The organism is Streptoalloteichus tenebrarius (assembly GCF_024171885.1).
Taxonomy (GTDB): Bacteria; Actinomycetota; Actinomycetes; order Mycobacteriales; family Pseudonocardiaceae; genus Streptoalloteichus; species Streptoalloteichus tenebrarius.
The window spans coordinates 77226-103409 of record NZ_JAMTCP010000023.1 but is presented as its reverse complement, the minus strand read 5'-3'; the positions used below and the strand labels follow the sequence as shown (position 1 = coordinate 103409).

The 26184-nt window shown below is 73.9% G+C and carries 21 protein-coding genes; 3 read left to right on the top strand and 18 right to left on the bottom strand.

Translation table 11 applies throughout. From position 1 onward, the window contains the following. Window positions 1-146: 146 nt before the first annotated feature. The 7 genes from LX15_RS19325 to nadD form a co-directional block, all read right to left on the bottom strand. Window positions 147-2522 carry a DNA internalization-related competence protein ComEC/Rec2 gene (locus LX15_RS19325; RefSeq protein WP_253671017.1) on the bottom strand — a complete coding sequence of 792 codons (2376 nt, stop codon included), beginning with the start codon at window positions 2520-2522 and terminating at the stop codon, window positions 147-149. A gap of 68 nt (window positions 2523-2590) precedes the next feature. Beyond that, window positions 2591-3469 (bottom strand): ComEA family DNA-binding protein, encoded by an 879-nt coding sequence (locus LX15_RS19320; protein WP_253671016.1) that lies wholly within the window; start codon window positions 3467-3469, stop codon window positions 2591-2593. Between the two features lie 193 nt (window positions 3470-3662). Further along, window positions 3663-4511: a DegV family protein gene (locus LX15_RS19315; RefSeq protein ID WP_253671015.1), complete on the bottom strand. Its 849-nt coding sequence runs from the start codon at window positions 4509-4511 to the stop codon at window positions 3663-3665. Window positions 4512-4548: 37 nt separating this feature from the next. Continuing rightward, complete coding sequence (octT, locus tag LX15_RS19310; RefSeq protein ID WP_253671014.1) at window positions 4549-5292, bottom strand: diglucosylglycerate octanoyltransferase; 744 nt, start codon at window positions 5290-5292, stop codon at window positions 4549-4551. Beyond that, entirely contained in the window at window positions 5289-5903 is a 615-nt protein-coding gene (locus tag LX15_RS19305; RefSeq protein WP_253671013.1) for a histidine phosphatase family protein, read from the bottom strand. The genes octT and LX15_RS19305 overlap by 4 nt, the downstream gene beginning before the upstream one ends. Continuing rightward, window positions 5900-6307 carry a ribosome silencing factor gene (gene rsfS / locus LX15_RS19300; RefSeq protein ID WP_253671012.1) on the bottom strand — a complete coding sequence of 136 codons (408 nt, stop codon included), beginning with the start codon at window positions 6305-6307 and terminating at the stop codon, window positions 5900-5902. The genes LX15_RS19305 and rsfS overlap by 4 nt, the downstream gene beginning before the upstream one ends. Window positions 6308-6402: 95 nt before the next feature. Continuing rightward, complete coding sequence (nadD, locus tag LX15_RS19295; protein ID WP_253671011.1) at window positions 6403-7032, bottom strand: nicotinate-nucleotide adenylyltransferase; 630 nt, start codon at window positions 7030-7032, stop codon at window positions 6403-6405. 165 nt (window positions 7033-7197) lie between these two features. On the opposite strand from nadD, the gene LX15_RS19290 reads away from it, so the two are divergent. Then, entirely contained in the window at window positions 7198-7887 is a 690-nt protein-coding gene (locus LX15_RS19290; RefSeq protein ID WP_253671010.1) for a nitroreductase family protein, read from the top strand. Window positions 7888-7943: 56 nt separating this feature from the next. Here the strand turns inward: LX15_RS19290 and LX15_RS19285 are convergent, their stop codons facing one another. The 4 genes from LX15_RS19285 to LX15_RS19270 all read right to left on the bottom strand — a co-directional run bounded on the left by LX15_RS19285 (window position 7944) and on the right by LX15_RS19270 (window position 11411). Then, window positions 7944-8174 carry a ferredoxin gene (locus LX15_RS19285; protein ID WP_253671009.1) on the bottom strand — a complete coding sequence of 77 codons (231 nt, stop codon included), beginning with the start codon at window positions 8172-8174 and terminating at the stop codon, window positions 7944-7946. Between the two features lie 12 nt (window positions 8175-8186). After that, window positions 8187-9398: a cytochrome P450 gene (locus LX15_RS19280; protein ID WP_253671008.1), complete on the bottom strand. Its 1212-nt coding sequence runs from the start codon at window positions 9396-9398 to the stop codon at window positions 8187-8189. A gap of 80 nt (window positions 9399-9478) precedes the next feature. Continuing rightward, window positions 9479-10069, bottom strand: coding sequence for a TetR/AcrR family transcriptional regulator (locus LX15_RS19275; protein ID WP_253671007.1), 591 nt, complete (start codon window positions 10067-10069; stop codon window positions 9479-9481). Window positions 10070-10100: 31 nt separating this feature from the next. Further along, on the bottom strand, window positions 10101-11411 hold the full coding sequence (locus LX15_RS19270) for a glutamate-5-semialdehyde dehydrogenase (protein WP_308213489.1): 1311 nt from the start codon (window positions 11409-11411) through the stop codon (window positions 10101-10103). 70 nt (window positions 11412-11481) lie between these two features. Between LX15_RS19270 and LX15_RS19265 the strand changes: the two genes are divergently transcribed. Then, the gene (locus tag LX15_RS19265) at window positions 11482-13599 is read left to right on the top strand and encodes a RecQ family ATP-dependent DNA helicase (protein WP_253671006.1); all 2118 of its coding nucleotides are present in this window, start codon (window positions 11482-11484) and stop codon (window positions 13597-13599) included. Between the two features lie 371 nt (window positions 13600-13970). On the opposite strand, the gene proB is transcribed toward LX15_RS19265, so the two are convergent. The 6 genes from proB to LX15_RS19235 form a co-directional block, all read right to left on the bottom strand. Next, the gene (proB, locus tag LX15_RS19260; protein WP_253671005.1) at window positions 13971-15116 is read right to left on the bottom strand and encodes a glutamate 5-kinase; all 1146 of its coding nucleotides are present in this window, start codon (window positions 15114-15116) and stop codon (window positions 13971-13973) included. Next, window positions 15116-16579: a GTPase ObgE gene (obgE, locus tag LX15_RS19255; protein WP_253671004.1), complete on the bottom strand. Its 1464-nt coding sequence runs from the start codon at window positions 16577-16579 to the stop codon at window positions 15116-15118. The genes proB and obgE overlap by 1 nt, the downstream gene beginning before the upstream one ends. A 153-nt stretch (window positions 16580-16732) precedes the next feature. After that, complete coding sequence (rpmA, locus tag LX15_RS19250) at window positions 16733-16990, bottom strand: 50S ribosomal protein L27 (RefSeq protein ID WP_253671003.1); 258 nt, start codon at window positions 16988-16990, stop codon at window positions 16733-16735. Window positions 16991-17004: 14 nt separating this feature from the next. Beyond that, on the bottom strand, window positions 17005-17313 hold the full coding sequence (rplU, locus tag LX15_RS19245) for a 50S ribosomal protein L21 (protein ID WP_073482288.1): 309 nt from the start codon (window positions 17311-17313) through the stop codon (window positions 17005-17007). Window positions 17314-17987: 674 nt separating this feature from the next. Continuing rightward, on the bottom strand, window positions 17988-20888 hold the full coding sequence (locus LX15_RS19240) for a translation initiation factor IF-2 N-terminal domain-containing protein (protein ID WP_253671002.1): 2901 nt from the start codon (window positions 20886-20888) through the stop codon (window positions 17988-17990). Window positions 20889-21103: 215 nt separating this feature from the next. Beyond that, entirely contained in the window at window positions 21104-21913 is an 810-nt protein-coding gene (locus LX15_RS19235; protein WP_253671027.1) for a TIGR03936 family radical SAM-associated protein, read from the bottom strand. Window positions 21914-22135: 222 nt separating this feature from the next. Between LX15_RS19235 and LX15_RS19230 the strand changes: the two genes are divergently transcribed. After that, entirely contained in the window at window positions 22136-23614 is a 1479-nt protein-coding gene (locus tag LX15_RS19230) for a S8 family peptidase (protein WP_253671001.1), read from the top strand. A gap of 598 nt (window positions 23615-24212) precedes the next feature. Here the strand turns inward: LX15_RS19230 and LX15_RS19225 are convergent. Continuing rightward, window positions 24213-26177 (bottom strand): TIGR03960 family B12-binding radical SAM protein, encoded by a 1965-nt coding sequence (locus LX15_RS19225; protein WP_253671000.1) that lies wholly within the window; start codon window positions 26175-26177, stop codon window positions 24213-24215. Window positions 26178-26184 lie beyond the last annotated feature (7 nt).

Below are 26184 nucleotides of genomic sequence, written 5' to 3'. Positions count from 1 at the left end.
CCTCCCCGTCAACCACCCCTCCGAGCGACAACCCCCCCCCGGGCCCCCCCCCCCCCCGCCCCCTCCCCTCCCCCGATCCCCCGTGAGTGTTGGTTTTGGGGCGCGTGGCCGCCGCTGCGCGGGGCGGCCACGCGCCGTGAGGTCGCTCAGCGCGGCGGAGCGCGTGGGTCGCCGCGTCGGGCTGTCGCTGTTCCCTGCTCGGCGGACAGCACCGCGATGTCACCGTCGTGGTCGGTGCGGAGGACACGGGCGCCGGCGTCGGTGAGCGCGTCAACGACCAGGCGACTGGGGTGGCCGTACCGGTTTCCGGCCCCCACGCTGATCAGCGCGACGTGGGGGCGCACGGCGGCCAGGAACGCCGGCAGGGTGGACCGCGATCCGTGGTGGGGGACCTTGAGCACCTCCGCTGTCAGATCGGTTCCGGCCGTGAGCAGCGCGCTCTGGCCAGCCAGTTCGACGTCTCCGGTGAGCAGGACCCGTCCGGCGGGCGTGGTGGCCCGGAGGACGAGCGACGCGTCGTTGACCGGGGTTCCGGCGTCCGCGTTCGGCGGGGGGCCGACGGGAGCGTCCCTGGGGCCGAGCACCTCCAGCCGAAGCCCCGGCCACTCCAGGTGGTCGCCCATGCCGAGCCCCACCAGGGGAACCTGAGCCCGGGCGGCGGTCTGCCGGACCTCCCGCGCGGCCCACTCGGGGTGGTGGAGCGGACCGAGCGCGACCGCCCCCACCTCGCGGCCGTCGAGCACCGAGGACAGGCCGCCGACGTGGTCCGCGTGGAGATGGGAGAGCACGACGAGGGGAATGCGCCGCACGCCCAGCCGGCGCAGGCACCCGTCGACCGCCCCGGGCTCCGGCCCGGTGTCCACGACCACCGCCCGGCCCGGCTCGGCCGTCGCCACCACGACCGCGTCTCCCTGTCCCACATCGCACGCCACCACCACCCACCCCGACACCGGCCAACCAGGACGCAACACGCTCGTCGGCACCACGGCGAGCACGACACCGACCAGCACCACCGCCAACAGCACCCGAGCGCGCGGGAACCGCAGCGCCACCAACACCGCGAGGGCCACCACCGCCAGGGCGAGGCCGCCGAACACGCCGGACGGCCACGCGAACTCCGCGCCCGGCACCGCCGCCGCCCACCGTCCGACCTGGACCAGCCAGGTGGCGGGTGGACCCGCGACCGACAACAGCACCTCGGCGGCAGCCAGGTGCGCCGGCGCCACCACCGCCGCCAGCACCCCGAGGATCGTCACCGGTGGCACCGCCGGAGCCGCGAGCAGGTTGGCCACCACGGCGACCAGGCTGACCTTGCCGGACAACGCGACCACCAGCGGAGCGGTGACCAGGTGCGCCGCCGCGGGGACCGCCAGCGCCTCGGCGAATCCCGACGGCACGCCGCGTCGGCTGAGGGCGTCCGCCCACCACGGTGCGATCACGACGAGCGCCGCCGTCGCGAGCACCGACAGGGCGAACCCCGGCGCGGCAGCGAGGCCGGTGTCGACCAGGAGCAGGACCAGGACCGATCCGGCCAGGGCCGGGAGGGCCGAGCGTGGTCGTCCGACCGCGAGGGCCAACAGCGCGACTCCCGCCATCACCGCCGCGCGGAGCACACTCGGCTCCGGGCGGGCCAGTACGACGAACCCGGTGACCGCCAGTCCCGCCAGCACGCCACAGGTGCGGGGGCCCAGCCGGAGCAGCCGACACACCAGGAGCACGGCCCCGCAGACGATCGCGAGGTTGGCCCCGCTGACCGCCAACAGGTGGGTGAGGCCCGCGGCGCGGAACTCGCCGACCACCCGTTCCGGCAGGGCCGTGGTGTCTCCGACGACGAGCGCCGGCACCAGCCCCGCGGGTTCCGGGTCGAGTGTTCGGGAGGCGTTCCGCAGGCCCTCGCGCAGGGCGCCGGCCGAGGTCTGCCACCAGGGCGCTGCGGTGACCTCGTTCGGCGGTCCCCGCACCCTCAGCACGGCGACGACCAGGTCGCCGCGCGTGGCCGGCGCCAGCTCACCGCGCGCTGTCGCCTCCTGCCCCGGGAGCAGGCCGCCCCAGTCGCTGGGAGCAAGAAGGAGAACCCGCTCCCCCTGACCGCCGAGGTCCGTGGTGCGCCCGGTCCGATCGGTGATCTCGACCTGACGTAACCCGACCAGCACCGACACCCGATCGCTCCCCGCTGGCCGCTCGCCGTACCCGGGTGAGCGCAGCGGCGTGGGATCGTCGTCGATCTCGACCCGGAGCAGGGCGGGCAGGCCCTGTTCGGCCGCCGAGCGCACCGGGTGTTCGGCCACGTGCCTGACCCGAACCGTCACCACCGCCGCCATGGCGGCCGTCACCCCACACACCACCAACACCCCTCTCACTGCTCGGGTTCGTCGTTTTCTCAGCAACGCCAGCGCCCCGACGGCGAGCGCCACCACGCCGCACCATGCCGAGGCGGTCCAGCCGGCTCGCAATCCCAGGAGGGACACCGCCCACGCGGCCGCCGCGGCGGGAACCAGGCGGAGGTCGAGGGCCGTGGTCATGTCGTCTTCCGTGGAGGAGAACAGGATCGGCCCGATCCGGGCGGGTTCGCGGGAGACCGGCCCGCCGTTCACAGCGTCACCAGTTCCCTCAGCCGTTGGAACCGGGCCTCGCCGATCCCGTCGATCTGCCGCAACTGCTCGACTGTCCGAAATGGACCGTGTTTCGTCCGCCAGTCCACGATCCGTTGGGCCGTCACGAGGCCGACCCCCGGCAACGTGTCGAGTTGCTGGGCTCCCGCGGTGTTGATGTTGACCTTGCCCCGGGGGCCGCCGGCTCCTCCGGCTCCCGAGCCGGGGCCGACGACACCGCCGTCCGCCAGCGCCTCGGGGTGCGGGATGACGCCCACGTGGACCTGTTCGCCGTCGGCGAGGCGTCGGGCGAGGTTCAGGCCGCTGGTGTCCGTCTCCGGGAGGACCCCGCCCGCCGCCGTCACGGCGTCGGCCACCCGCGCGCCCTCCCGCAGCGTGAGCAGCCCCGGCTGGTGGACCCGCCCCACCACGCTCACGACGATGGAGTGGTCCGAAGTGGACAGTGGGGATGGCGCTGACGGCGGAGACGACGGCAGCCGCGCGGCCGTGCTCGGGACTGGCGGCAGCGCGGGGGCCGCTTCCACGACCGGGCGTCGGACCCACAGCGCCACGCCGATCAGGACCGCGACCACGCCCACGGCGGAGCACAGCGCCACCGCGGAACGTCGGCCCGGCGTCCATCGAGCAGTGCGCAGACCTACCGGAACCCAGCGTTCGAGCCATCGGCCCACGCGGTCGCGTCGCACCACCCCGTGTTCGGGACGGGCGGCCATGTCGGGCGGCGGGTCGGGTCCGCGGCCGGGTTCCTCGTTCATCAACGAGGACGGCCGCGAGTGGGCACTCGTGCGCGCCGCCAGGGCGGCCAGCCGGGCCCGGGTGGTGTCGGTGTCGTCGCGGGATCGGAGCGTGTCCAACATGACGCCGACGGTAGGGAAGGCCGGCGGTCGGGGCACCTGGCAGTGATCCAGTTGTGGATGGCTGCGAAGCCTGTGGATAACTGGCTTCTCTTACGGGTGATGGCTGGGGGAAGTGTCGGTGGTGGGTGGGAGCATGGTGGGTTCGGCCACGCGAGGCGTGGTCGATGAGGGCCCTAGTCGTCCCAAGTTCTGATCACAGCCCGCCTGGGAGCACGACGATGCCCAGCGCGCCAGGGCCGGTGTGCGCGCCGACCACGGCGCCCACCTCCGAGACGAAGCAGTCCCGCAGCCGGGGCAGTCGCTCCCGCATCTGACCGGCGACGCGTTCGGCCCGCTCGGGCGTGCCGAGGTGGTGCACCGCGACCGCGACCGGGCCGTCCCCTGCCGCCTCGACGGCCCGGTCGAGCAGCCTTGCCTCCGCCCGGCTGGACGTGCGCACCTTCTCCAGGGGCACGATGCGGCCGTCCTCGACATGCAGCAGAGGCTTGATCGACAACGCGGTGCCCAGCAACGCCTGGGCCGCCCCGATCCGGCCGCCCCGACGCAGCCACTCCAGCGTCTCCAGGCAGAACAGCGTCCGTGTGCGCGCCGCGACCTCGGTGGCCACCCGCGCCGCGCGCCGGACGTCGGCTCCCGCGCCGGCGGCGATGGCGGCCGCCAGCACGGCGAACCCGAGGCCCATGGCGGTCGACCGGGAGTCGACCACCCGCACCCGGTCGGGGGCCACCTGGTCGGCGGCGGCCCTGGCGGATTCGAACGTGCCCGACAGCGCCCCGGACAGGTGGACGGAGACCACGCCGTCCGCGCCGGAGTCCAGCGCGTGGCGGTAGGTGGCGGCCAGCTCGGCCGGGGTGGCCATCGAGGTGCGCACGGGCCGGCGGCGGCCCAGCGCCTCGGCCAGCTCCGCGGGCCCCAGGTCCACCCCCTCCAGGCGTGCCTGGTCGGCCACGGTCACGTGCAGGGGTACCACCCGAACGTGGTAGCGCTCAGTCAGGCCCTCGGGGAGGTACGCGGTCGAGTCGGTGACGACGGCTACCGGCATGGTCACCGAGCCTACGACCGGGTAGCCACCCTCCGGGCTAACGGCGCGGCGGCAGGTGGGTGATCGTCTCCGCCAGCGCGTCCCCGACGCGGCGGTGCGCGGCCCATCCCCAGTGCATTCCGTCCGGGTTGGCGTCCGCCCCGGCGAGGTGGGGACGGACCAGCGTGGGCAGGTCGAGCAGGGGAACGTCCCGTCGGTGTGACCAGGCGCGGACCGCCGCGACGGCCGGCGCGTGGCCGGTGTGGACGTAGGCGTAGGCGGCGGAGCGGTGCACCGAGGGCACGACGCCGACGACGGGCAGGTCAGGACGCAGGGCCCGCACGGCCCGCCAGCAACGGTCGAGGTAGCGCACGGTCAGCGCGGGTGGCAACGCGACCGGCCGACCCCGCAGCAGGCGGGCCAGATGTGGTTGCGCGGCGACATATCCTCGCCGCGCCCACCGTCGCAAGGGGTCCGGCCGCAGGTAGCGGATGCCCTCGCGCAGCGCCGTGGGCAACGGCGAGGGCAGCGTGTCCATGCTGCCCACGGCCAGGACGAGCACGTCGACGGCCGGGAGGAGCGCCCAGACCCTGGGGTCCCTGGTGAGCGCCCACCAGACGTCCCGCGCGGTCCAGCCGATGCCCGCCACCAGGTCGGCGACCCCGCCCAGCGCCGCGGCCGCGACGTTCGGCCACAGTCGGGCGTCGTCGGCGGGCAGCGGACCGGCGGGGCCGTGGAAGGCCAGCGAGTCGCCCAGGACCAACAGGCGAGGGCCGCCGGCCGGCCGCCCCGCTCCGGTCAACCGCCCAGCCCCGCGTTGTACGCGGTGAGTCGCCACTGGCCGTCCCCATCACTGCGACGGGTCAACACGGTCCAGTGACAGTTGGTGATGCCGCCCAGCAGCGGCCACGTCTCCAACGGCAGGCCCAGCAGGCGGCCGGTCACCGCGCTGATCAGGCCGCCGTGCGCGCACAGCAGGGCGGTGCCGTCGACCTCGGCGTCCAGCTCGGCCACGACCTCGGCGCCGCGCGCGGCCACCTCGACGCGGGCCTCGCCGCCGGGAGGCGCCCACCGCGGGTCGGTGCGCCACGTGCGCAGCGCGCCGGGCCACCGGGCCTCGACCTGGGCCTGGGTCAGCCCCTGCCACTCACCGAGGTGGGTCTCCCGCAGGCGCTTGTCCAGCCGGACCCGGACCCTCGCCTCCTCGGCGTACACGCCGGCGGTGTCCGCGGCGCGCGCCAGGTCGGAGCTCACCACGATGCTGGGGGCGAACCCGACCAGCACCGGCACGGCGCGACGCGCCTGCGCGCGGCCGACGTCCGTGAGGTGCGAGTCGAAGTGGCCCTGGAGTCGCCCGGTCGCGTTGTAGTCGGTCTCCCCGTGCCGCCAGAGCACCAGCCGCGTGAGCGTCACGCCGTCGTGTCCTCGTCCGCCTCGTCGGTCGCCCGTCCCGCCAGAGCCGCGTCGGCGAACTCGATGCGCGGGCAGTCCTTCCACAGCCGCTCCAGGCCGTAGAAGGTGCGCTCCTCGGTGTGCTGCACGTGCACGACGACGTCGACGAAGTCGAGCAGCACCCAGCGCCCCTCCTGGGCGCCCTCCCGCCGCACCGGCTTGGTGCCGGCGCCGCGCATCTTCTCCTCGACGTTGTCCACGATCGCCTGGACCTGCCGCTCGTTGGGCGCCGAGGCGATCACGAAACAGTCGGTGATCACGAGCTGGTCGGACACGTCGAGCACGACGATGTCGCTGGCCTTCTTGTCCGCCGCCGCCTGCGCGGCGACCAGCGCGAGCCGACGTGCCTCCTCGGTCGCTGCCACGTCTCTCCTCCCCGTCCGGACCTCGGTGCGGTTTCCGCGCGCGGGGACTGGTCCGGACGAGTTACCCAGGGTACCCGCTCATGCTGGCTGGCCGGTTAGCACGACCGGTACAGGCGGCGCTTCGAGATGTACTGCACCACCCCGTCCGGGACGAGGTACCAGACCGGCAGCCCCGCGGCGACGCGCGCGCGGCAGTCGGTGGAGGAGATCGCCATGGCGGGGACCTCGATCAGGCTCACCGAGCCCCGGGGCAGGTGGTGGTCGTTGAGGTCGAACCCGGGGCGGGTGACGCCGATGAAGTGGGCGAGGTCGAACAGCTCGTCGGCGCGGTGCCAGGACAGGATCTGCGCGAGCGCGTCCGCGCCGGTGATGAAGAACAGCTCGTCGTCCGGGTACTGGCGACGCAGGTCGGTGAGGGTGTCCACGGTGTAGGTGGCGCCCTGCCGGTCGATGTCCACCCTGCTGACGGAGAACCGCGGGTTGGACGCGGTCGCGACGACCGTCATGAGGTAGCGGTCCTCGGGCGCGCTCACCGCGCGCTGCGTCTTCTGCCACGGCTGCCCGGTCGGCACGAAGATGACCTCGTCGAGGTGGAAGCGCGCCTGCACCTCGCTCGCGGCCACCAGGTGCCCGTGGTGGACCGGGTCGAAGGTGCCACCCATCACGCCGAGCCGTCGCGGTGTGTGACCGCAGGGCCGGTCCGGCTCGGTCGTTGGCTCCGACATGACCGGTCAGCCTACGAGACGGCCGCCGGCGGCTCCGACATCCGGCCCCCGCACGGCGTCCGGTCGCCGCCCCGCGCGAGGTCCGCGCCCACCCGACCCCGAGTGGTCCAGACCTCACTCTTTCGGGTGTGCTGCCCGGGTGTGACCACGACCATACTCACCGCCATGAGGACCTGGACCCCGATGCACGGCCAGCCCTACCGGCCCGTGCCCTACCGGCCGTCCCGCATGCCCGCCGACGAGTCGTTGGCGCGGGCGCGCGAGTTACGCCAGCGGATGGACGAACGGCGCACGGTCCGCATGTTCTCCACCGACCCGGTGCCCGAGCAGGTGGTGCTCGACGCCATCGCCGTGGCGAACACCGCGCCCTCCGGGGCGCACCAGCAGCCGTGGACGTTCGTGCTGGTGCAGGACCCCGAGGTGCGGCGCCGCATCCGCGAGGCCGCCGAGGAGGAGGAACGCCGCTCCTACGCCGGCCGGCTCGGCGAGGAGTGGCTCTCGGCGTTGGCGCCCCTGGGCACCGACGAGAACAAGCCCCACATCACCGACGCTCCCCACCTGATCGTGGTCTTCCAGCAACGGTTCGCGTTGCGCCCCGACGGCAGCAGCTACAAGCACTACTACGTCGACGAGTCGGTGGGGATCGCCGTCGGCATGCTGATCACGGCGCTGCACCTGTCCGGGCTGGCGGCGCTGGTGCACACCCCCAGCCCCATGCGGTTCCTGTCCGAGGTCCTCGGCCGCCCCCGCAACGAGAAGGCCTTCGCGGTCATCCCGGTCGGCTACCCCGCGCCCGACGCCGTGGTGCCCGACCTGGTGCGCAAGACCCTCGACCAGGTGGTGGTCCGGGTGTGACGCGACGGGCGCCCTCGCCAACCGCGATCGCGGCGAGGGCGCCCACCCGCCCGCGGTCACTCCTCGGGGGCGAGCTGCCGGCCGGTGCCCACCTCACGCACCAGGATCGCCTCCACCGGGCAGGACTCGGCGGCGCCCAGCACCTCGTCGTCCGCGTCGACCTCCCCGTGCAGCGGCCGCGACCGCCCGTCGACCAGCTCGAAGAACGCCGGGGCCGACCCCGCGCACATCCCGCTGCCGATGCACACGTCCCGGTCCACCTCGACCAACCAGCGCTGTCCGCTCATCGGCGGCCCTCCTCACCACGTCACCGGCAGCGTGCGGAAGCCCCGCACGAACATGCCGTCCTTCCAGTCCAGCTCGTCCTCGCCCACCGCGACCCGCAGCGTCGGCACCTTGCGGAGCAACGCGCGCAGCCCCTCCTGCAACTCCATCCGGGCGAGCTGCGCGCCCAGGCAGTGGTGGGGGCCGTGGCCGAACCCGATGTGCGGATTGTCCTCACGGAGGATGTCGAGCCGGTCGGGATCGGCGAAGACGCGCCGGTCGCGGTTGGCCGACGCGACCGAGGCCAGCACGGGCTCGCCCGCCCGCACCAGCACGCCTCCGACCTCCACGTCCTCCCGCGCGTACCGGGGGAAGGCCGAGGAGACGCCCAGCGGCACCCAGCGCACCAGCTCCTCGACGGCGCGCGGCACCAGGTCGGGCCGTTCGAGGAGCAGGTCCCACTGGTCCCGCTCGCGGTCCAGCACGTAGACGAAGTTGGGGAGCTGGGTGGCGGTCGTCTCGTGCCCGGCGACCAGGATCGCGATCGCGAGGTTGACCAGCTCGTCCTGCGTGATCCGCTCCTCCTCGTCGCTGGCGCGCAGCATCGCGCTGAGCAGGTCGTCGGTCGGCGCGGCACGGCGCTGCTCCACCAGGCCCGTCATGTAGTCACGCAGGGCCTTGCCGTACTCGATGACGGTCTCGGGCGGCAGCAGGGAGGTCGACAGGAACGCGTTGGACCAGCGCTGGAAGTCGTCGCGGTCCGAGTAGGGGACCCCGAGCATCTCGCTGATCACCATCACCGGGAGGGGCAGCGCGACGTGTTCGACGAGGTCGGCGGGCGCTCCGCGCTCCACCATCTCGTCCACGAGCCGCTCGACGATCTCCCTGGTGTGCTCCCGCATCCGCTCCACGCGACGCGCGGTGAACGCGCGGCTGGCCACGCCCCTGATCCGGGTGTGCTCGGGCGGGTCGAGCATGAGGATGCCGCCCTCCCCTGGCTGTTCCGGGTTCGGGCGGGGCACGTCGGGCCCCACGGCGGCGGCCCGGCTGAACCGGGGGTCGCCGAGCACGATCTTGGCGTCCTCGTAACGGGTGGCCAGCCAGCAGTCCCGTCCGTAGGGGAGCTGGACCCGCGCCAGCCCCGGGGCTTCCCGCAGCTCGGCGTAGCGCCGTTCCAGCTCGATCTGGCGCCCGTTCCCGAAGGGGTAGGGCAGGGGCTGGTCGTCGGCGGTGGCGTTCTCGGTCATCGTCGACCTCCTCGTCGGCCGCGGGCGCGATGTAAGCACGCGCTTACCAACGGGCAACGTAAGGCGGCGAAGCGAGTCGATCAATCGCCCGAACCGGCGGCGGGCGGATCACCCAGAAGGTGGCGAGCCGTTCGGAGGACGAGCGCGGTCACCTGGTCGGGGTCGGCGTCGGCCAGCGGCCGCTTCCCGACCACGGAGCGCAGCAGCCCGATCCCGAACAACCAGGCGATCACCAGGTCGGCGCGCAGCTCGGCGTCCGGTTCGCTGCTCAACGACGCGAGCCGGCTCCCGTAGGCCGCGCCCAGTCGTTCCCGCAGCAACTCCGCCGCGCCCGCGTGCCCCACCGACCGCAACACCGCCTGGAGCGCGCGTCGCACCCACGCCGGGTCGGTGTCCCGTAGCAGGTCGGCCAACACCCTGGGCAGGAGCGTCTCGGCCGGGCCCGCCAGCAGCTCGTCGTTCTGCGCGGCCAGGACCTCGGCGAACAGCTCCTCCTTGGAGCCGAAGTAGCGGAACAGCAACGCCTGGTTCACGCCGGCCCGCGCGGCGACCTCCCGCACCGTCGTGCGCTCGTAGCCCTGCTCCGCGAACAACGCGGCCGCGGCCTCCAGCAGGGCGGCCCTGGTCGCCCCGGCGTCCCTACGCCGCGTCGGCCCGCTCCGCCCGCTCACCGTCCCGTCCCCGTCCCCGTCCACCCGCGGCTCACGAGGTGGGACGGACGTGCCCCTCCCCCCACACGACCCACTTGGTGGAGGTCAGCTCCGGCAACCCCATCGGACCCCTGGCGTGCAGCTTCTGGGTGGAGATGCCGATCTCGGCGCCCATGCCGAACTCGAAGCCGTCGGTGAACGCCGTGGAGGCGTTGACCATGACCGCCGCCGCGTCCACCCTCGCGGTGAACTCCCGCGCGGCCTTCACGTCGCCCGTGACGATCGCCTCGGTGTGGCCGGTGCCGTGCTCGGCGATGTGGCGCACGGCGTCGTCGAGCGAGTCGACCACCCGCGCCGCGATGTCCAGCGACAGGTACTCGGTATCCCAGTCGCCATCCTCGGCCGGCACCACCGACCCGGCGTCGCCCGCGAGCCCCGCGAACCGCTCGTCGGCGTGCACGGTCACCCCCGCCTCGGCGAGGGCGCGCACCACCCGGGGCACGAACTCCGAGGCGAGGTCGGCGTGCACGAGCAAGGTCTCCGCCGCGTTGCAGACGCTCGGCCGGCGGGCCTTGGCGTTGACCACGATGCGCTCGGCCAGCTCGGGGTCGGCGGAGGCGTCCACGTAGACGTGGCAGTTGCCCACGCCCGTCTCGACCGTGGGCACGGTCGCGCCCCGCACCACCGCGTCGATCAGACCGGCGCCGCCCCGAGGGATCACCAGGTCCACCAACCCGCGAGCGGTGATCAGGTGATGCACGCTGGCGCGGTCGTGGCAGGGCAGCATCTGCACCGCGTCGGCCGGCAGGCCCACCTTCGTCAACGCGTCCCGCAGCACCGCCACCAGGGCGGTGTTGGACCGCTCCGCCGACGACGAGCCGCGCAGCAGCACGGCGTTGCCCGCCTTGAGCGCCAGCCCAGCCGCGTCCACCGTCACGTTCGGACGCGCCTCGTAGACGATGCCGACGACCCCCAACGGCACCCGCACCTGGCGCAGCTCCAGCCCGTTGGGCAGCATCCCGCCGCGCACGACGTCGCCGACCGGGTCCGGCAGCCCCGCCACGAGCCGCAGACCCCCCGCGATGCCGGCGACCCGGCTCTCGTTGAGCGCCAGCCGGTCCAGCAACGCCTCGCCGAGCCCGGCGGCGCGCCCGCGGTCGAGGTCCTCGGCGTTGGCCGCCAGCACCTCGGCGGCGCGCGCGTCCAGCGCGTCGGCCATCGCCAGGAGCGCCTCGTCCTTGCGCTGACGGGTGAGCAGGGCCAGCTCGGCGGCGGCGGTCCTGGCCCGGCCGGCCGCGGCGTGCACCTGTTCCCGCAGGTCGTCGCGGTCCACGGCGGAGTCGGCGGCGGTGAGCGTGGTCACGGGGGCCAGGGTAGCCCGAGCGGCCGACCGATTTGCGGGGGTGTCGGGGGCATGCGGTAGGCAGGTGCGCGTGGACGAGCACGCACTGCGGGAACTGGCCGAGGAGCGGCTGCGCGCGCTGGCCGGCGACGGGGCCCGCCTGCGCGAGGACCAGTGGACGGCCATCCAGGCGCTGGTGGTCGACCGGCGGCGGGCGCTGGTCGTGCAACGGACCGGCTGGGGCAAGTCCGCGGTCTACTTCGTGGCCACCGCGCTGCTGCGCGAGCTGGGCGAGGGGCCGACCGTCATCGTGTCGCCGTTGCTCGCGCTGATGCGCAACCAGGTCGACGCCGCGGCCCGCGCCGGCGTGCGCGCCGCCACGATCAACTCGGCCAACCAGGAGGAGTGGGACGACGTCGAGGCCCGGGTCGCGGCCGGCGAGGTCGACGTGCTGCTGGTCAGCCCGGAACGGCTGAACAACCCCGACTTCCGGGACGCGGTCCTGCCGCAGCTCAGCGCGGCGGCCGGGCTGCTGGTGGTCGACGAGGCGCACTGCATCTCCGACTGGGGGCACGACTTCCGCCCCGACTACCGCCGGCTGCGCACGCTCATCGCCGAGCTGCCCGCCGACGTCCCGGTGCTGGCCACCACGGCGACGGCCAACGACCGCGTGGTGCGGGACGTGGCCGAACAGCTCGGGCTGGGCGACCAGGCGGCGCTGGTGCTGCGGGGCGCGCTCGACCGGGAGAGCCTGCACCTGGGCGTGGTGCGCCGCGAGGACGGCGCCCCGATGGGCGCCGAGCAACGGCTGGCGTGGCTGGCCGAGAAGCTGTCCGAGCTGCCCGGCTCGGGCATCGTCTACACCCTCACCGTGGCCGCGGCGGACGACGTCGCCTCCTACCTGCGCGAACGCGGCCACGCCGTGGTCGCCTACTCGGGGCGCAGCGACCCCGCCGAGCGCCAGCAGGCCGAGGCGGACCTGCTCGCGAACCGGGTGAAGGCGCTGGTCGCGACCTCGGCGCTCGGGATGGGGTTCGACAAGCCCGACCTGGGGTTCGTGGTGCACCTCGGGGCGCCGTCCTCGCCGATCGCCTACTACCAGCAGATCGGCCGCGCCGGTCGCGGCGTGCGGCGGGCCGAGGTGCTGTTGCTGCCCGGCCGCGAGGACCGCGACATCTGGAACTACTTCGCCTCGCTGGCGTTCCCCCCGGAGCCCGTGGTGCGTCAGCTCCTGGCGGCCCTGGCCGAGGCGCCGGGGCCGCTGTCCACGGCCGCGCTCGAACCGAGGGTGGAGCTGAGCCGGACGCGGCTGGAGGTCGTGCTCAAGGTCCTCGACGTCGACGGGGCCGTGCGGCGGGTGCGCGGCGGCTGGGAGGCCACCGGCGTGCCGTGGGAGTACGACGCGGAGCGGTACGCGCGGGTCGCCGAGGCCCGCCGCCGCGAGCAGCAGGCGATGCTCGACTACCAGGCCACCGACGGGTGCCGGATGGAGTTCCTGCTGCGGCAGCTCGACGACCCGCACGCGGCGCCGTGCGGGCGGTGCGACAACTGCACGGGACGGCGACGCTCCGCGCAGGTCGACGACGCCGAGATCGCGGCGGCCCGGGAGCGCCTGCGGCGCCCCGGGGTGGAGCTGGAGCCCCGGAAGCAGTGGCCGACCGGGATGGCCGCGCTCGGCGTGCCCCTGACCGGACGCATCGCCGCCACCGAGGCGGCGAGCGTCGGGCGGGCGCTGGGACGGTTGACCGACATCGGCTGGGGCAACCGGCTGCGCGAGCTCCTGGGGGCCGGCAGCGTCGACCAGCCCGTGCCGGACGACGTCTTCAACGCATGTGTGCAGGTGTTGGCGGCGTGGGGCTGGGAACGGCGCCCCGCCGGGGTCGTCGCCATCGAGTCGCACCGTCGTCCCCAGCTCGTCGCCAGCCTCGCCCAACGGCTGGCGAGCATCGGCCGTCTGCCGTTCCTGGGCCGGGTGACCAGTCGGGGCGGAGCGCGGTCGAACGCCAACAGCGCCCAGCGGTTGGCCTCGCTCCACGCGTCCCTGGCTCTGCCGGAGGACGTCGCGCACGCGGTGCGGGAGGTGGACGGGCCGGTGCTGCTCGTGGACGACTGTGTCGACTCGGGCTGGACGATGACCGTGGCCGCGCGCCTGTTGCGCGGGGCGGGCGCGCCGGCGGTGCTCCCCTTCGCCCTCGCGACCACCAACTGATCGTCCTGCTGAAGGGCTCCGGGGCCGGGTGGGCCTCGGGGTGATTCGTTGGCGGCCTTCGACCACCGACCGAAGTCACTCGACAGTAATCAGGGACCGGGACCGGGACGGCTGGGTCGCTCAGCCGAGACGTGCGGTCACCCGAAGGTGATCGAGAACGCCCGTGCTCTCGGTGGAAGTTGTCTCTGAAGTTGTCTCTGCGTAGTTGTCCACAGTCACCTGATTTCCTCCACAGGCGACGGCACCGGGCGGGTTCGTGCGGGTGATCGACGATAGGCTGGAGCGGGGCTCGCCCCCCCGGGATGGGTGGGGGCTGTCTTCAGAGAGGTGTCAGTGGCGCGCCGGTGACGCGGCGGGTCCCCGATCGGGTTCTAGCCGGCGGTGAGCGGGACCAGGTCGTCGGCGTGGACGACCTCGCGGCGCTGCTCGGCGGGGAGTTCGTGGCTGGAACGGCCGATCAGGCCGGGAAGCTCCGCCGCGTCGAACGCGACCACGCCCCGCGCCACGACCCGGCCGGACGGGTCCAGCAGCTCCACGACGTCCCCGGCGTCGAAGTCACCCGTGACGCCCGTGATCCCCGCGGCCAGCAGCGAACGGCGGCGGCCGACCACCGCGGCGACCGCCCCGTCGTCCAGGTGCAACCGACCCGACGCCCCCGCCGCGTGGCCGAGCCAGAACTTGCGGGCCGACAGCCGGGGCCCGGTGGCCGCGAAGGCCGTGCCCACGTCGGCCGGTCCCAGCGCCCGGTCGGCGTCGGCGGCCGAGGCCAGCAGGACCGGGATGCCCGCGGAGGCGGCCAGGCGGGCCGCGGCGAGCTTGGAGGCCATGCCGCCGGTGCCCACACCCGAGGCCCCTGCGCCTCCGGCGTCGACACCGTCCACGTCGGACTCGCCGTTGACCTCGCTGATCCGCCGCGCGCCGCCCCGCCGGGGGTCGCCGTCGTAGAGGGCGTCCACGTCGGACAGCAACACCAACGCGTCCGCGCCGACCAGGTGCGCCACCAACGCCGCGAGCCTGTCGTTGTCCCCGAACCGGATCTCCTCGGTGGCGACGGTGTCGTTCTCGTTCACCACCGGCACCGCCCCGAGCGCGAGCAGGCGCGAGAAGGTGCGTTGCGCGTTGCGGTAGTGCGCCCTGCGCCACACGTCGTCGGCGGTGAGCAGCACCTGGCCGACCGTGAGCTGGTGCCGGGCGAACGAGGCGGCGTAGGCGTGGGCGAGCTGGAGCTGGCCGACGCTGGCGGCGGCCTGCTGGGTGGCGAGGTCGCGGGGGCGGCGCCGCACCCCCAGCGGGGCCAGGCCGGCGGCGATGGCCCCGGAGGAGACCAGCACGACCTGGCTGCCCGCCGCGCGCCGGCCGGCGACGGCGTCGACGAGCGCCGCCAGCCGGTCCGGGTCCAGTCCCCCCTCCGCCGTGGTCAGGGAGGAGGAGCCGACCTTGACCACCACCCGGCCGGCGGCGGCCACCGCCCGCCGGGTCGCCGAAGGCGCTGCCAGCGTCGCCACGCCGCCGATCACTACTCCTCGTCGTCGTCGAAGTCGTCCATGCCGGGCAACGGCGGCAGGCCGCGACGGGCGCGCTTGGCCGCCTTCCGCTCGGCGGCGCTGACCCGGTCGGAGCGCTCCAGCCTCGGGTCGGTGCCGCGACCGGTCATCACCGTGGCGATCCCGGCCGGCGTGGAGGGCTCCCAGTCGAAGGTCATCCGGCCGATGGTGACCGGGCAACCCGGCACCGCGCCCATCTCGGCCAGCGCGTCCTCGACGCCGAGCCTGGCCAACCGGTCGCCCAGGTAGCCGACGGCCTCGTCGTTGTCGAAGTTGGTCTGCCGCACCCACCGCTCGGGGCGCTCGCCACGCACCACGAACCCGCCGGGTCGGTCCGGGTCGGGTTCGACGGTGAAGCCGGCGTCGTCGACGGCCTTCGGCCGCAGCACGACGCGGGTGGGCTCGGGCGCGGGCCGCGAGGAGCGGTACTCCTCGACGATCCGGCCCAGCGCGTAGGTCAGCTCGCGCAGGCCCTCCCGGGTGGCGGTCGAGACCTCGAACACCGGAAGGCCCCTGGCCTCGATCTCCGGCCGCACGATCTCGGCCAGGTCGCGACCCTCGGGGACGTCGATCTTGTTGAGCACGACGACCCTCGGCCGGTCGGCCAGCTCGCCGCCCAGCGACGGCGTGTACTGGGCCAGCTCGGCCTCCAGCGCGTCGATGTCCGACAGCGGGTCGCGCCCCGGCTCGTAGGTCGCGCAGTCCACGACGTGCACCAGCACCGCGCACCGCTCGATGTGCCGCAGGAAGTCCAGGCCCAGGCCGCGGCCCTGGCTCGCGCCGGGGATCAGGCCGGGCACGTCGGCCACGGTGAACACGGTCTCGCCGGCGGTCACCACGCCGAGGTTCGGCACCAGGGTGGTGAACGGGTAGTCCGCGATCTTCGGCCGGGCGGCGGAGAGCACCGCGATGAGCGAGGACTTGCCGGCCGAGGGGAAGCCGAGCAGACCGACGTCGGCCACCGACTTCAGCTCCAGCACCAGGTCCCGCTGCTCGCCGGGCTCACCCAGCAGGGCGAAGCCGGGGGCCCTACGGGCCTTGGAGGCCAGCGCGGCGTTGCCGAGGCCACCCCGGCCGCCCTGCGCCGCCACCAGACGGGTGCCGTGCCCGGTGAGGTCGGCGAGCACCTCGCCGTCCTCGGTGAGCACGACCGTGCCGTCCGGGACCTTCAGCTCCAGGTCCTCGCCGTTGGCGCCGTCCCGGTTGCCGCCCTGTCCCTGGCGGCCGTTGCCGGCGCTGGCGTGCGGGCGGTAGTGGAAGTCGAGCAACGTGTGCACGTTGGCGTCGACGACCAGGACCACGTCCCCGCCCCTGCCCCCGTTGCCCCCGTCGGGGCCGCCGAGCGGCTTGAACTTCTCCCGGTGCACGGAGGCGCAGCCGTTCCCGCCGTCACCGGCCGCCACGTGGATGACCACGCGGTCGACGAACCGCGACACGGCGGTCCTCCCTTCATCACGACGTCCCCGCCCCGCCGGACGGCCCCTCGGGCCGGCGACGGACCATCACGCCGGAACGCGGCGAGGGGCGGGCCGGAGCATCCGGACCCGCCCCTCGCCGGGGTTGCTTGCTGAGCTGTCTCGGGCGGGCTCTCAGGCCTGCGCCGGGACGATGTTCACGGTCTTGCGACCACGCTTGACGCCGAACTCGACCGCACCCGCGGCCAGCGCGAACAGCGTGTCGTCGCCGCCGCGACCGACGTTGTCGCCCGGGTGGAACTTGGTGCCCCGCTGCCGGACGAGGATCTCGCCGGCGCTGACGACCTGACCGCCGAAGCGCTTCACGCCGAGTCGCTTGGCGTTGGAGTCACGGCCGTTGCGGGAGCTGGACGCGCCCTTCTTGTGTGCCATGGCTGGTCAGATCCTCACTTGGTGATGCCGGTGACCTCGACGCGGGTCAGGGGCTGACGGTGACCCTGCCGCTTGTGGTAGCCGGTCTTGTTCTTGAACTTGTGGATACGGATCTTCGGGCCCTTGGTGTGCTCGACGACCTTGCCGGTCACCGACACCTTCCCGAGGGCCGCGGCGTCCGCGATGACGTCGGAGCCGTCGACGACGAGCAGCGCGGGGAAGGTGACCTCCGTGCCCGGCTCGCCGTCGAGCTTCTCGACCTGGACGACGTCTCCGACAGCAACCTTGTACTGCTTGCCGCCCGTCTTGACGATGGCGTACATCGGTCCGGAAGTCTCCTGCTGCTCGGCGTTGCTGCGATGATCGTTGCGATCGACGCGCGCGCTGACCCACTGGCTGCCTCACCGGGCTGGCCCGCGGACGGCCGGTGCGTCGCACGGCGCACAACGCGGCCCGCCGAACAGCGGGCCGAACTACAGGTTACGGGGCCGCGTCGAACGGGGTCAAACCGGGGTCCGTTGTGCTCGCGGCACGACGGGAGCTGTCAGGTGAGGCAGGCAGCGCAGCGCATGCGGCGCTCCCGGGGTCAGATCGTAGACGCCACCTCCGACTGATCGTCTTCGGGTCGCCGGCAGACCGGGGCGTCAACGCCGTGACCAGCGTGAAGTCCCGCCCGGGGCTCAGGCCCGCGTCGAACCTGGCGGCGTTCGGCCAGCGCTCGACAACCAGCCCGTCCCGTCCTCGCCGAGCCGTCGCCGTACCGAGCACGTGGCACGGAGAAGGCGCAAGAACGCACCCAGTTCCTGGGACCAGTCGCAGGCCGACAACGTGGGAACCGCCTCATCGCGGCATCCCGGATCGGCGGCACCGAGCCCCTGGGGCTGCCTCAGCCCGAGCTGGGCCAACAGGCACGGAAACACCGAGGGGTGGCTCTCGGGCACCTGTCGCGCCCGAGAGCCACCCCTCGGTCATGGTTCGGCCTGCGCCGTCCGGGCTCTCAGCCCTCCTGGACGACGCTGCTCGGCGGTCCGGCCGGGCGGGCGGCCGCGCGACGGCGCCGCGTCCGGGTGGTCACCGTCACCGGCGCCGGCTCCCTCCGCTCCACGGGCTGGGCCGCGGCCACGGACACCGCGCCAGGGGCCTGCGTGACGCCCGACTCGGCGGGAGCGGCCCGCTCCTCCCGCTCCCGGGGGGACTCGTCCGACCTCGGCGCGGTCACGGCGACCGACCTGGAGGTCCGCTCGGGCTCCGCGGCCGGCTCCGACGCCGCCGGCTCGGCCTCGACCCTGCCGTCACCCTCGGCCCGCTCGGCGGGGCGACGGTCGCCAGCGGCCTCGTCGCCACCAGCAGCGCTGGCGACGCTGGCGGCGGGAACCTTCGGCTCCTCCTTGGCGGGAGCGGGCTCGGCGGCCGGCTCCGACGCCGCCGGCTCCTCCACGGGTGCCGCGGGCTCCGGCTGCGCGGCCGGCTCCTGCCCCCGGCCCCGGCCACGCCGGCGACCGCCCTCGGCGGCACCGTTCTTGGCACCGCCGTTGTGCTGGTGCATCGGCTCGGTCGAGACGACCAGGCCCCGGCCGCGGCAGTGCTCACAGGTGGTGCTGAACGCCTCCAGCAGCCCGGTGCCGACCCGCTTGCGGGTCATCTGCACCAGGCCGAGCGAAGTCACCTCGGCCACCTGGTGGCGGGTGCGGTCCCTGCCGAGGCACTCGGTCAGCCGCCGCAGCACCAGGTCGCGGTTGGACTCCAGCACCATGTCGATGAAGTCGATGACGATGATGCCGCCGACGTCCCGCAGCCGGAGCTGGCGGACGATCTCCTCGGCCGCCTCCAGGTTGTTGCGGGTGACGGTCTCCTCGAGGTTGCCGCCCGACCCGGTGAACTTGCCGGTGTTGACGTCGATGACCGTCATCGCCTCGGTGCGGTCGATCACCAGGTAGCCGCCCGAGGGCAGCCAGACCTTGCGGTCCAGCGCCTTGGTGATCTGCTCGTCGATGCGGTACTCGGTGAACGCGTCGGTGTTGGCGACGTGGCGGCGCAGCCGCGGCACCAGGTCGGGCGCCACGTGCCGCACGTAGGCCTCGATGGTGTCCCACGCGTCGCCGCCCTGCACGACCAGGCCGGAGAAGTCCTCGGTGAACAGGTCGCGGATGACCTTGATCAGCAGGTCCGGCTCCTCGTACAGGAGCTGGGGGGCCGCGGCGTTGGGCTGGTCGGCCTTCTCCTTGATGACCTCCCACTGCGCCTGGAGCCGCCGGACGTCGCGGGCCAGCTCCTCCTCGCTGATGCCCTCCGACGCGGTGCGGATGATCACACCCGCGTTGTCGGGGACGATCCGCTTGAGGATCTCCTTGAGCCGCTTGCGCTCGGTGTCGGGCAGCTTGCGGCTGATGCCGGTGGCCCCGCCGCCCGGCACGTAGACCAGGAACCGGCCGGGCAGGCTGATCTGGGTGGTCAGGCGCGCGCCCTTGTGCCCGATCGGGTCCTTGGTGACCTGCACGAGCACGCTGTCGCCGGTCTTGAGCGCCTGCTCGATCCTGCGGGCCTTGCCCTCCAGGCCGGCGGCGTCCCAGTCCACCTCGCCGGCGTAGAGCACGGCGTTGCGGCCCCGCCCGATGTCGACGAACGCCGCCTCCATGCTGGGCAGCACGTTCTGCACCCGGCCGAGGTAGACGTTGCCGACCATCGAGCCGGAGCCGGAGGAGGTCACGAAGTGCTCGACGAGCACCCCGTCCTCCAGGACGGCGATCTGCGTCATGTCCCCGCGCTCGCGGACCACCATCCGGCGGTCCACGGCCTCGCGGCGCGCCAGGAACTCCGCCTCGGACAGCACCGGGGCGCGGCGCCGGCCGGCCTCCCTGCCGTCCCGGCGGCGCTGGCGCTTGGCCTCCAGCCGGGTCGAGCCCTTGACCGCGCGGACCTCGTCGTCGGAGCTGGTCGGCTCGGGCCGCGCCTCCCTGACGTGCACCACGGTGTTGACCGGGTCGTCCTCGCGCGGCGTCACCTCGTCCTCGGCCGCGCCCTTGCGCCGCCGGCGACGGCGACGACGGCGGGTCGCGGGCTCCTCGCCCTCGGCCTCCGCGACCTCCTCGGCCTCGCCGGCCTCGGCGGCGCGCTCCGCGCCGGTCTCCTCGGCCTCGCCGGCCCGCTCGGCCTCCGCCTGCGCGGTCTCCTCCGCCTCGGTGGTCTCGGTCTCGTCGGCCGTGGTCTCGTCGCCCTGGCCCCCACGGCCCCGGCCGCGGCCCCGACGGCCACGACGGCGACGGCGACGGCTGGCGGCGTCGCCCTCGTCGGTGTCCTGGCCGGCCTCCTCGGCGGCCGGCGCGACCGCCTCGGGGGCGGCCTTCTCGGTCTTCTCGACCTTCTCGGCCTCCTCGCGGGCCTCGCCCCTCGCCGGCTCCTCGACCCGCTCGGCCGGGCGGGCCGGGGTCGGGGGCAGGAACAGGGCGGGCGGCGGCGCGAACACCGGGCTGAGCGGCGCCACCGGCTGCGGGGCGGCCGCCTGCCGCGCGGACGGCTCGGCGGGCTCGTAGACCTCACCCGGCTCCTCGCCGGGCTCCTCAGGCTCGGGCAGCAGCGCCTCGGCGACGCGCAGCGCGACGTCCCTGGTGATGCTCGACTGCGCGCTGCGCACCTCGGCGCCCAGCTCGGACAGCGCCGACATCACCTCGCGGCTGCTCATGCCGAGCAGCTTCGCCAGCGCGTGGACCCGCAGCTTCGGCGGCAGCTCCGGAACGCCGGGGTGGTCGCCGGCCGGGGCCGCGGCCGGCGAGGGCGCCGTGGGCGCCGAGGGCGCTGTGGCCGCGGTGGTCTCCGAGCCGGCCGCTGTGGCCCGCTCACCGCCGGTGGATGTGGTCGAATGCCCGCCAGCGTTCGCGGCGGGCACGTCGTTGTTCGACATGCAGCTCCTCCGCCCCCGGGCGCGTCCGGTGCGGACGCGGCCGCGCGGGGGCCTTCTTCCTTCGTCCAGTCTCCGCCGCGCGGACGCGGCGGGAATCCTTCGAACCGCCCGGTCCCCGGGGCACTGGGTGGTGCCCGGGCGCGCAGACGGCGGGTGGCGTCAACGGCGTGCCGACCGGGTCCCCGCTCCCCGCCTACGGGCAGGGCCTCCCATCCCTACCGAACCGCCGGGTCGTCCACCCCGGACGGGGTGGCCGTCGGCGACGCCGCGCGGTCCGCGGCGAGCGGGTCGACGAGGGTTCCGGGAACCCCACTGTCGTCGAGCCGGCCCTGGGCCATCCGGGTCGCCTTCGCGGGTACTGGCGGCACCAGGTCGGCGACGACGCGGAGCGCGCTCAGCACGTCGTCGGGTCGCACCGCAGGTGTGGTCTGCCGTACGACCGCAACGAGTATCCCACACGGCCGCGCCCACTCCGGCCAATCGGCCACCTGGGCGGTTGGCTCCGCCGGTAGTTGATCACCGTCGGTGACCGGTTCGTCCCCGGCGACGACCTCCGCGCTCACCACGGCCGCCCTGGCGTCCAGGGTGCGTCGCCCGTCCTTGGTGAGCCGCTCCACCTCGACCCGCTCGGCCGCGAGCAGCCGGCGCGTCGCCTCGGCCAGGTCCTCCGGCGCGACCCCCGGCAGCTCGATCCGCCACAGGCTCGCCTCGATCCGGTCGGCCAGTGACCCGCCGGCCGCCCTGGCCGTCACCGCCTCCAGCACGTCCAGGCCGGGCGGGAGGGACCGGTCCAGCTCGCGGCGCAGCGCCTCGGGGTCGATCTCCCTGACGACCTGGATCTCGACGTACTCGGCCTCGCTGGCCACGCCGGTGGGCGCGGCGCCGACCCAGGACACCTTGGGGTGGGGGCTGAATCCCTGCGAGTACGCCATCGGGACGCCGGCGCGGCGGAGCGCGCGCTCGAACGTCCTGGCCACGTCACGGTGCGAGGTGAAGCGCAGCCGTCCGCGCTTGGCGTAGCGGATGCGGATCCGCTGGACCGCCGGGGCGGACGGGTTGGGCTGGTGCTGGCGGCTCAGGGGTTGCTCCTCATGGACGTCTCCACGTGTCCACCAGGACGGTACCTCCCGGTGCGGCCGGGGCGGAGTGGCTTGTCTGCGGGTGGCCCTCTGGTTACGGTCCGGCGCAGCGGTCCCGCCGGACCGCCCCGACCGTGTCCGCCCGAGATGCCCGATCAGGAGGTCCCCGTGCCCCTGGCCCACAGCGCACGGGCCGCGATGATCGGCGTCACCCTGCTCACCGTCGGGTGGCTGGCCCCCGCGCCGGCCGCGGCCGCCCGCCCGGAGACCGCGACCGAGCACGACGGCGCCGCCTGCGTCCAGCGGGGGCCGACGCTGCGGTACGTCGTGCTCTTCCCCCGCGGCACCGCGACGGAGAAGGCCGAGGCGGAGATCACGGCGAAGTGCGGCGCGACGACCGTGTACTACCCGCAGGTGGCGGTGGCGGTGGCCACGTCGCCCGACCCCTCCTTCGGCGAACGGTTCGGCGTGGACCGGGCGTTCAGCGCGCAGGGCACGGTGCTGGCGCGTCGGGAGCGGACCCGACGGCAGGACGAGACGAGCCCGCGTGGCGAGAGCCGCCCCCGGCGCGGAGCGCCGACCGCCGCCGACCGCTCCGGCGAGCAGTGGGACATGGCGATGATCAGGGCCGACCAGGCCCGTCGCGTCAACCCCGGCAGTCGGGACGTCGTGGTCGGCGTGCTCGACTCGGGTGTCGACGCCACGCACCCGGACCTCGCGCGCGCCGTGGACCCCAGCCTGTCCGTGGGGTGTCTCACGGGTCGGCCGAACCCGAGCCCGGCGGCGTGGGCTCCGACCACCTCGGTGCACGGCACGCACGTGGCCGGCACGATCGCCGCTGCCGACGACGGGCGCGGGGTCACCGGTGTCGCCCCTGGTGTGCGGTTGGCCTCGGTGAAGGTCGTCGACGACCAGGGATACATCTTCCCCGAGTACGCGGTGTGCGGGTTGCTGTGGGCCGCTGAGACCGGGATGCGTGTGGTCAACAACAGTTACTACGTCGACCCGTGGATGCTGACCTGCCGCAACCGGGAGGGTGAGCGCGTGGTGCACGAGGCCGTGCGCCGCGCGGTCGAGTACGCGAACGACCGGGGCGTGCTCGTGGTGGCCGCCACGGGGAACGCGGGTGTGGACCTCAGCCGTCCTGGCCGTGGCGCGACGGTGGACGAGGACGGGCATCCGGTGGACAGCGCCTGCGACGTGCTGCCGGCGAAGGTGCGGGGCGTGGTCGCCGTGTCCTCGGTGGGCGCGAAGCGGCTGAAGGCGGGATACAGCTCGTACGGCCTGGGCGTGGTGCAGGTGACCGCGCCGGGCGGCGACTACCGGCAGGAGCCGACGGCCGGCGGGAACGGCTGTGTGTTGTCCACGGTGCCGGGTGGCTACGACTACACGTGCGGCACGTCGATGGCGACGCCGCACGTGACGGGTGTCGCCGCGCTGCTCGCGTCGACGCATCCGTCGGCCACGGCAAGCCAGCTCGCCCGGCTCCTGAACGCGCAGGCCCGGCCGGTGCCCTGCCCGGCGGACTACGACCTCAACGGCGACGGCGCGCAGGACGCGGTGTGCCACGGGGCCACCTCGTACAACGGCTTCTACGGGCACGGCATCGTCGACGCCCTGGCGGCAGTGACGTCGGGCGAGGACTGACCTGCCCGGCGGCGATCGGCGATCGGCGATCGCGCTGAGAATCGCGGGACCGACGGGCTGTCTCCCGCCCGAGCACGTCTGTCGAGGAGTCACCCATTCGTGCGCCTGGGGGGACCCCCTGATTCCAGGCTCCTCTGGGAGGCTGACATTTTCGCCATCGCGTGGCTGATGACTCACCCTCGCGAGCGCATTGTTTCACAACAACGGGATGTCCTGATGAATAGGCGACAGCGGCAGCCAACTCACTGACGAGCGCCGCTAGCTGCGAAAACTCTCCTCACCACCACCCACGGCTCACCCGGCCAGGACCAAGCCCATCCCAGAGAATGTCAGACCCGTCTGCGAAAATAAAATTAGGGGTTCCCCCCGATAACAGTGTTTTGGGCGAAAATGCGGGGTGGGGTAGCCCAGGGCGACGGGAGCACCAGCGTTGGTGAGGGGTTGGTGGCAGAACGTGCGGGGGCGTGCGGGGTCCGCACCCCCTCACCTGGGAGGTCGTGGACAACGCCGTCGACGAGGGGCGGGGCAGTCCAGCCGGAAGACGCGTGGGCGGTGGGAGCGCGTGCTCCCACCGCCCACGGCGAGGTGAGGACCGTGATCAGCCGCCGGTGAGGGCGGGGTTGCGCACCGGGGAGCCCTGGCCGACCGGGGTGATCGGCAGGAGCTTCCTGCCGGTCGGGCCGACCTGGATGTCGGTGCCCATGGCCGGGCAGACGCCGCAGTCGAAGCACGGCGTCCAGCGGCAGTCGTCCTGCTCCCGCTCGTCGAGGGCGTCCTGCCAGTCCGCCCAGAGCCACTCCTTGTCCAGACCGGAGTCGAGGTGGTCCCAGGGCAGCACCTCGGTCTCCTCACGCTCCCGCGTGGTGTACCAGTCGAGGCTGACACCCAGCGGCTCCAGCTCGGTGGCGCACGCGTCGACCCAGCGCTGGTAGGAGAAGTGCTCGCTCCAGCCGTCGAAGCGGCCGCCCTCGCGCCAGACGCGCTCGATGACGCGGCCCACGCGCCGGTCGCCGCGCGACAGCAGCCCCTCGATCAGGCTGGGCTTGCCGTCGTGGTAGCGCATGCCGATGTTGCGGCCGAGGCTCCGGTCGGAGTTGACGGCCTCGCGCAGCTTGCGCAGCCGGGCGTCCACCGTGTCGGGGTCGCACTGCGCGGCCCACTGGAACGGCGTGTGCGGCTTCGGCACGAAACCGCCGATGGAGATCGTGCAGCGGATGTCCTTGCGGCCGGACGCCTCCCGGCCCGCCCGGATGACCTCCTTGGCCATCTCGGCGATCTGGAGCACGTCCTCGTCGGTCTCGGTCGGCAGACCGCACATGAAGTACAGCTTCACCTGCCGCCAGCCGTTGGCGTAGGCGGTGGTGACGGTGCGGATGAGGTCCTCCTCCGACACCATCTTGTTGATCACGCGCCGGATGCGCTCGCTGCCGCCCTCCGGCGCGAAGGTCAGGCCGGAGCGGCGGCCGTTGCGGGACAGCTCGTTGGCCAGGTCCACGTTGAACGCGTCGACCCGGGTGCTGGGCAGGCTCAGGCTGGTGTTGGTGCCCTCGTAGCGGTCGGCCAGGCCCTTGGTGATGTCGGCGATCTCGGAGTGGTCGGCCGAGCTGAGCGACAGCAGGCCGACCTCCTCGAAGCCGGTGGCCGCCAGGCCGCGCTGCACCATCGCGCCGATGCCCTCGATCGAGCGCTCCCGCACCGGGCGGGTGATCATGCCGGCCTGGCAGAACCGGCAGCCCCGGGTGCAGCCCCGGAAGATCTCCACGCTCATCCGCTCGTGGACGCTCTCGGCCAGCGGCACGAGCGGCTGCTTCGGGTACGGCCACGCGTCGAGGTCCATGGTGGTGCGCTTGAACACGCGGAAGGGCACCCGGTCCCGGTTCGGCACGACCCGCTGGATGCGGCCGTCGGGCAGGTACTCCACGTCGTGGAAGCGCGGGACGTAGACGCCGCCGGTCTCGGCGAGCCGGAGCAGCAGCTCCTCCCGGCCGCCGGGCCGGCCCTCGGCCTTCCAGCGCCGGGTGATGTCGGTGATCTCCAGCACCGCCTCCTCGCCGTCGCCGAGCACGGCGGCGTCGAGGAAGTCGGCGATGGGCTCGGGGTTGAACGCGGCGTGCCCGCCGGCGAGGACGACCGGGTGGTCCTCGGTGCGGTCCACGGCGTGCAGCGGGATGCCGGCCAGGTCGAGCGCGGTCAGCAGGTTGGTGTAGCCCAGCTCGGTGGCGAAGCTCACGCCGAACAGGTCGAAGGCCCCGACGGGGCGGTGGGCGTCGACGGTGAACTGGGGCACGCCGTGCTCGCGCATCAGGCGTTCCAGGTCCGGCCAGACCGCGTAGGTGCGCTCGGCCAGCACGTCGGGCTGCTCGTTCAGGATCTCGTAGAGGATCATGACGCCCTGGTTGGGCAGGCCGACCTCGTACGCGTCGGGGTACATGAGGCACCAGCGCACCGCGGTGGCGTCCCAGTCCTTGACGGTCGCGTTGAGCTCCCCGCCGACGTACTGGACCGGCTTGGACACGAGCGGCAGCAGCGGCTCAAGCCTGGGGAACACGGACTCGACACTCACAACGCCC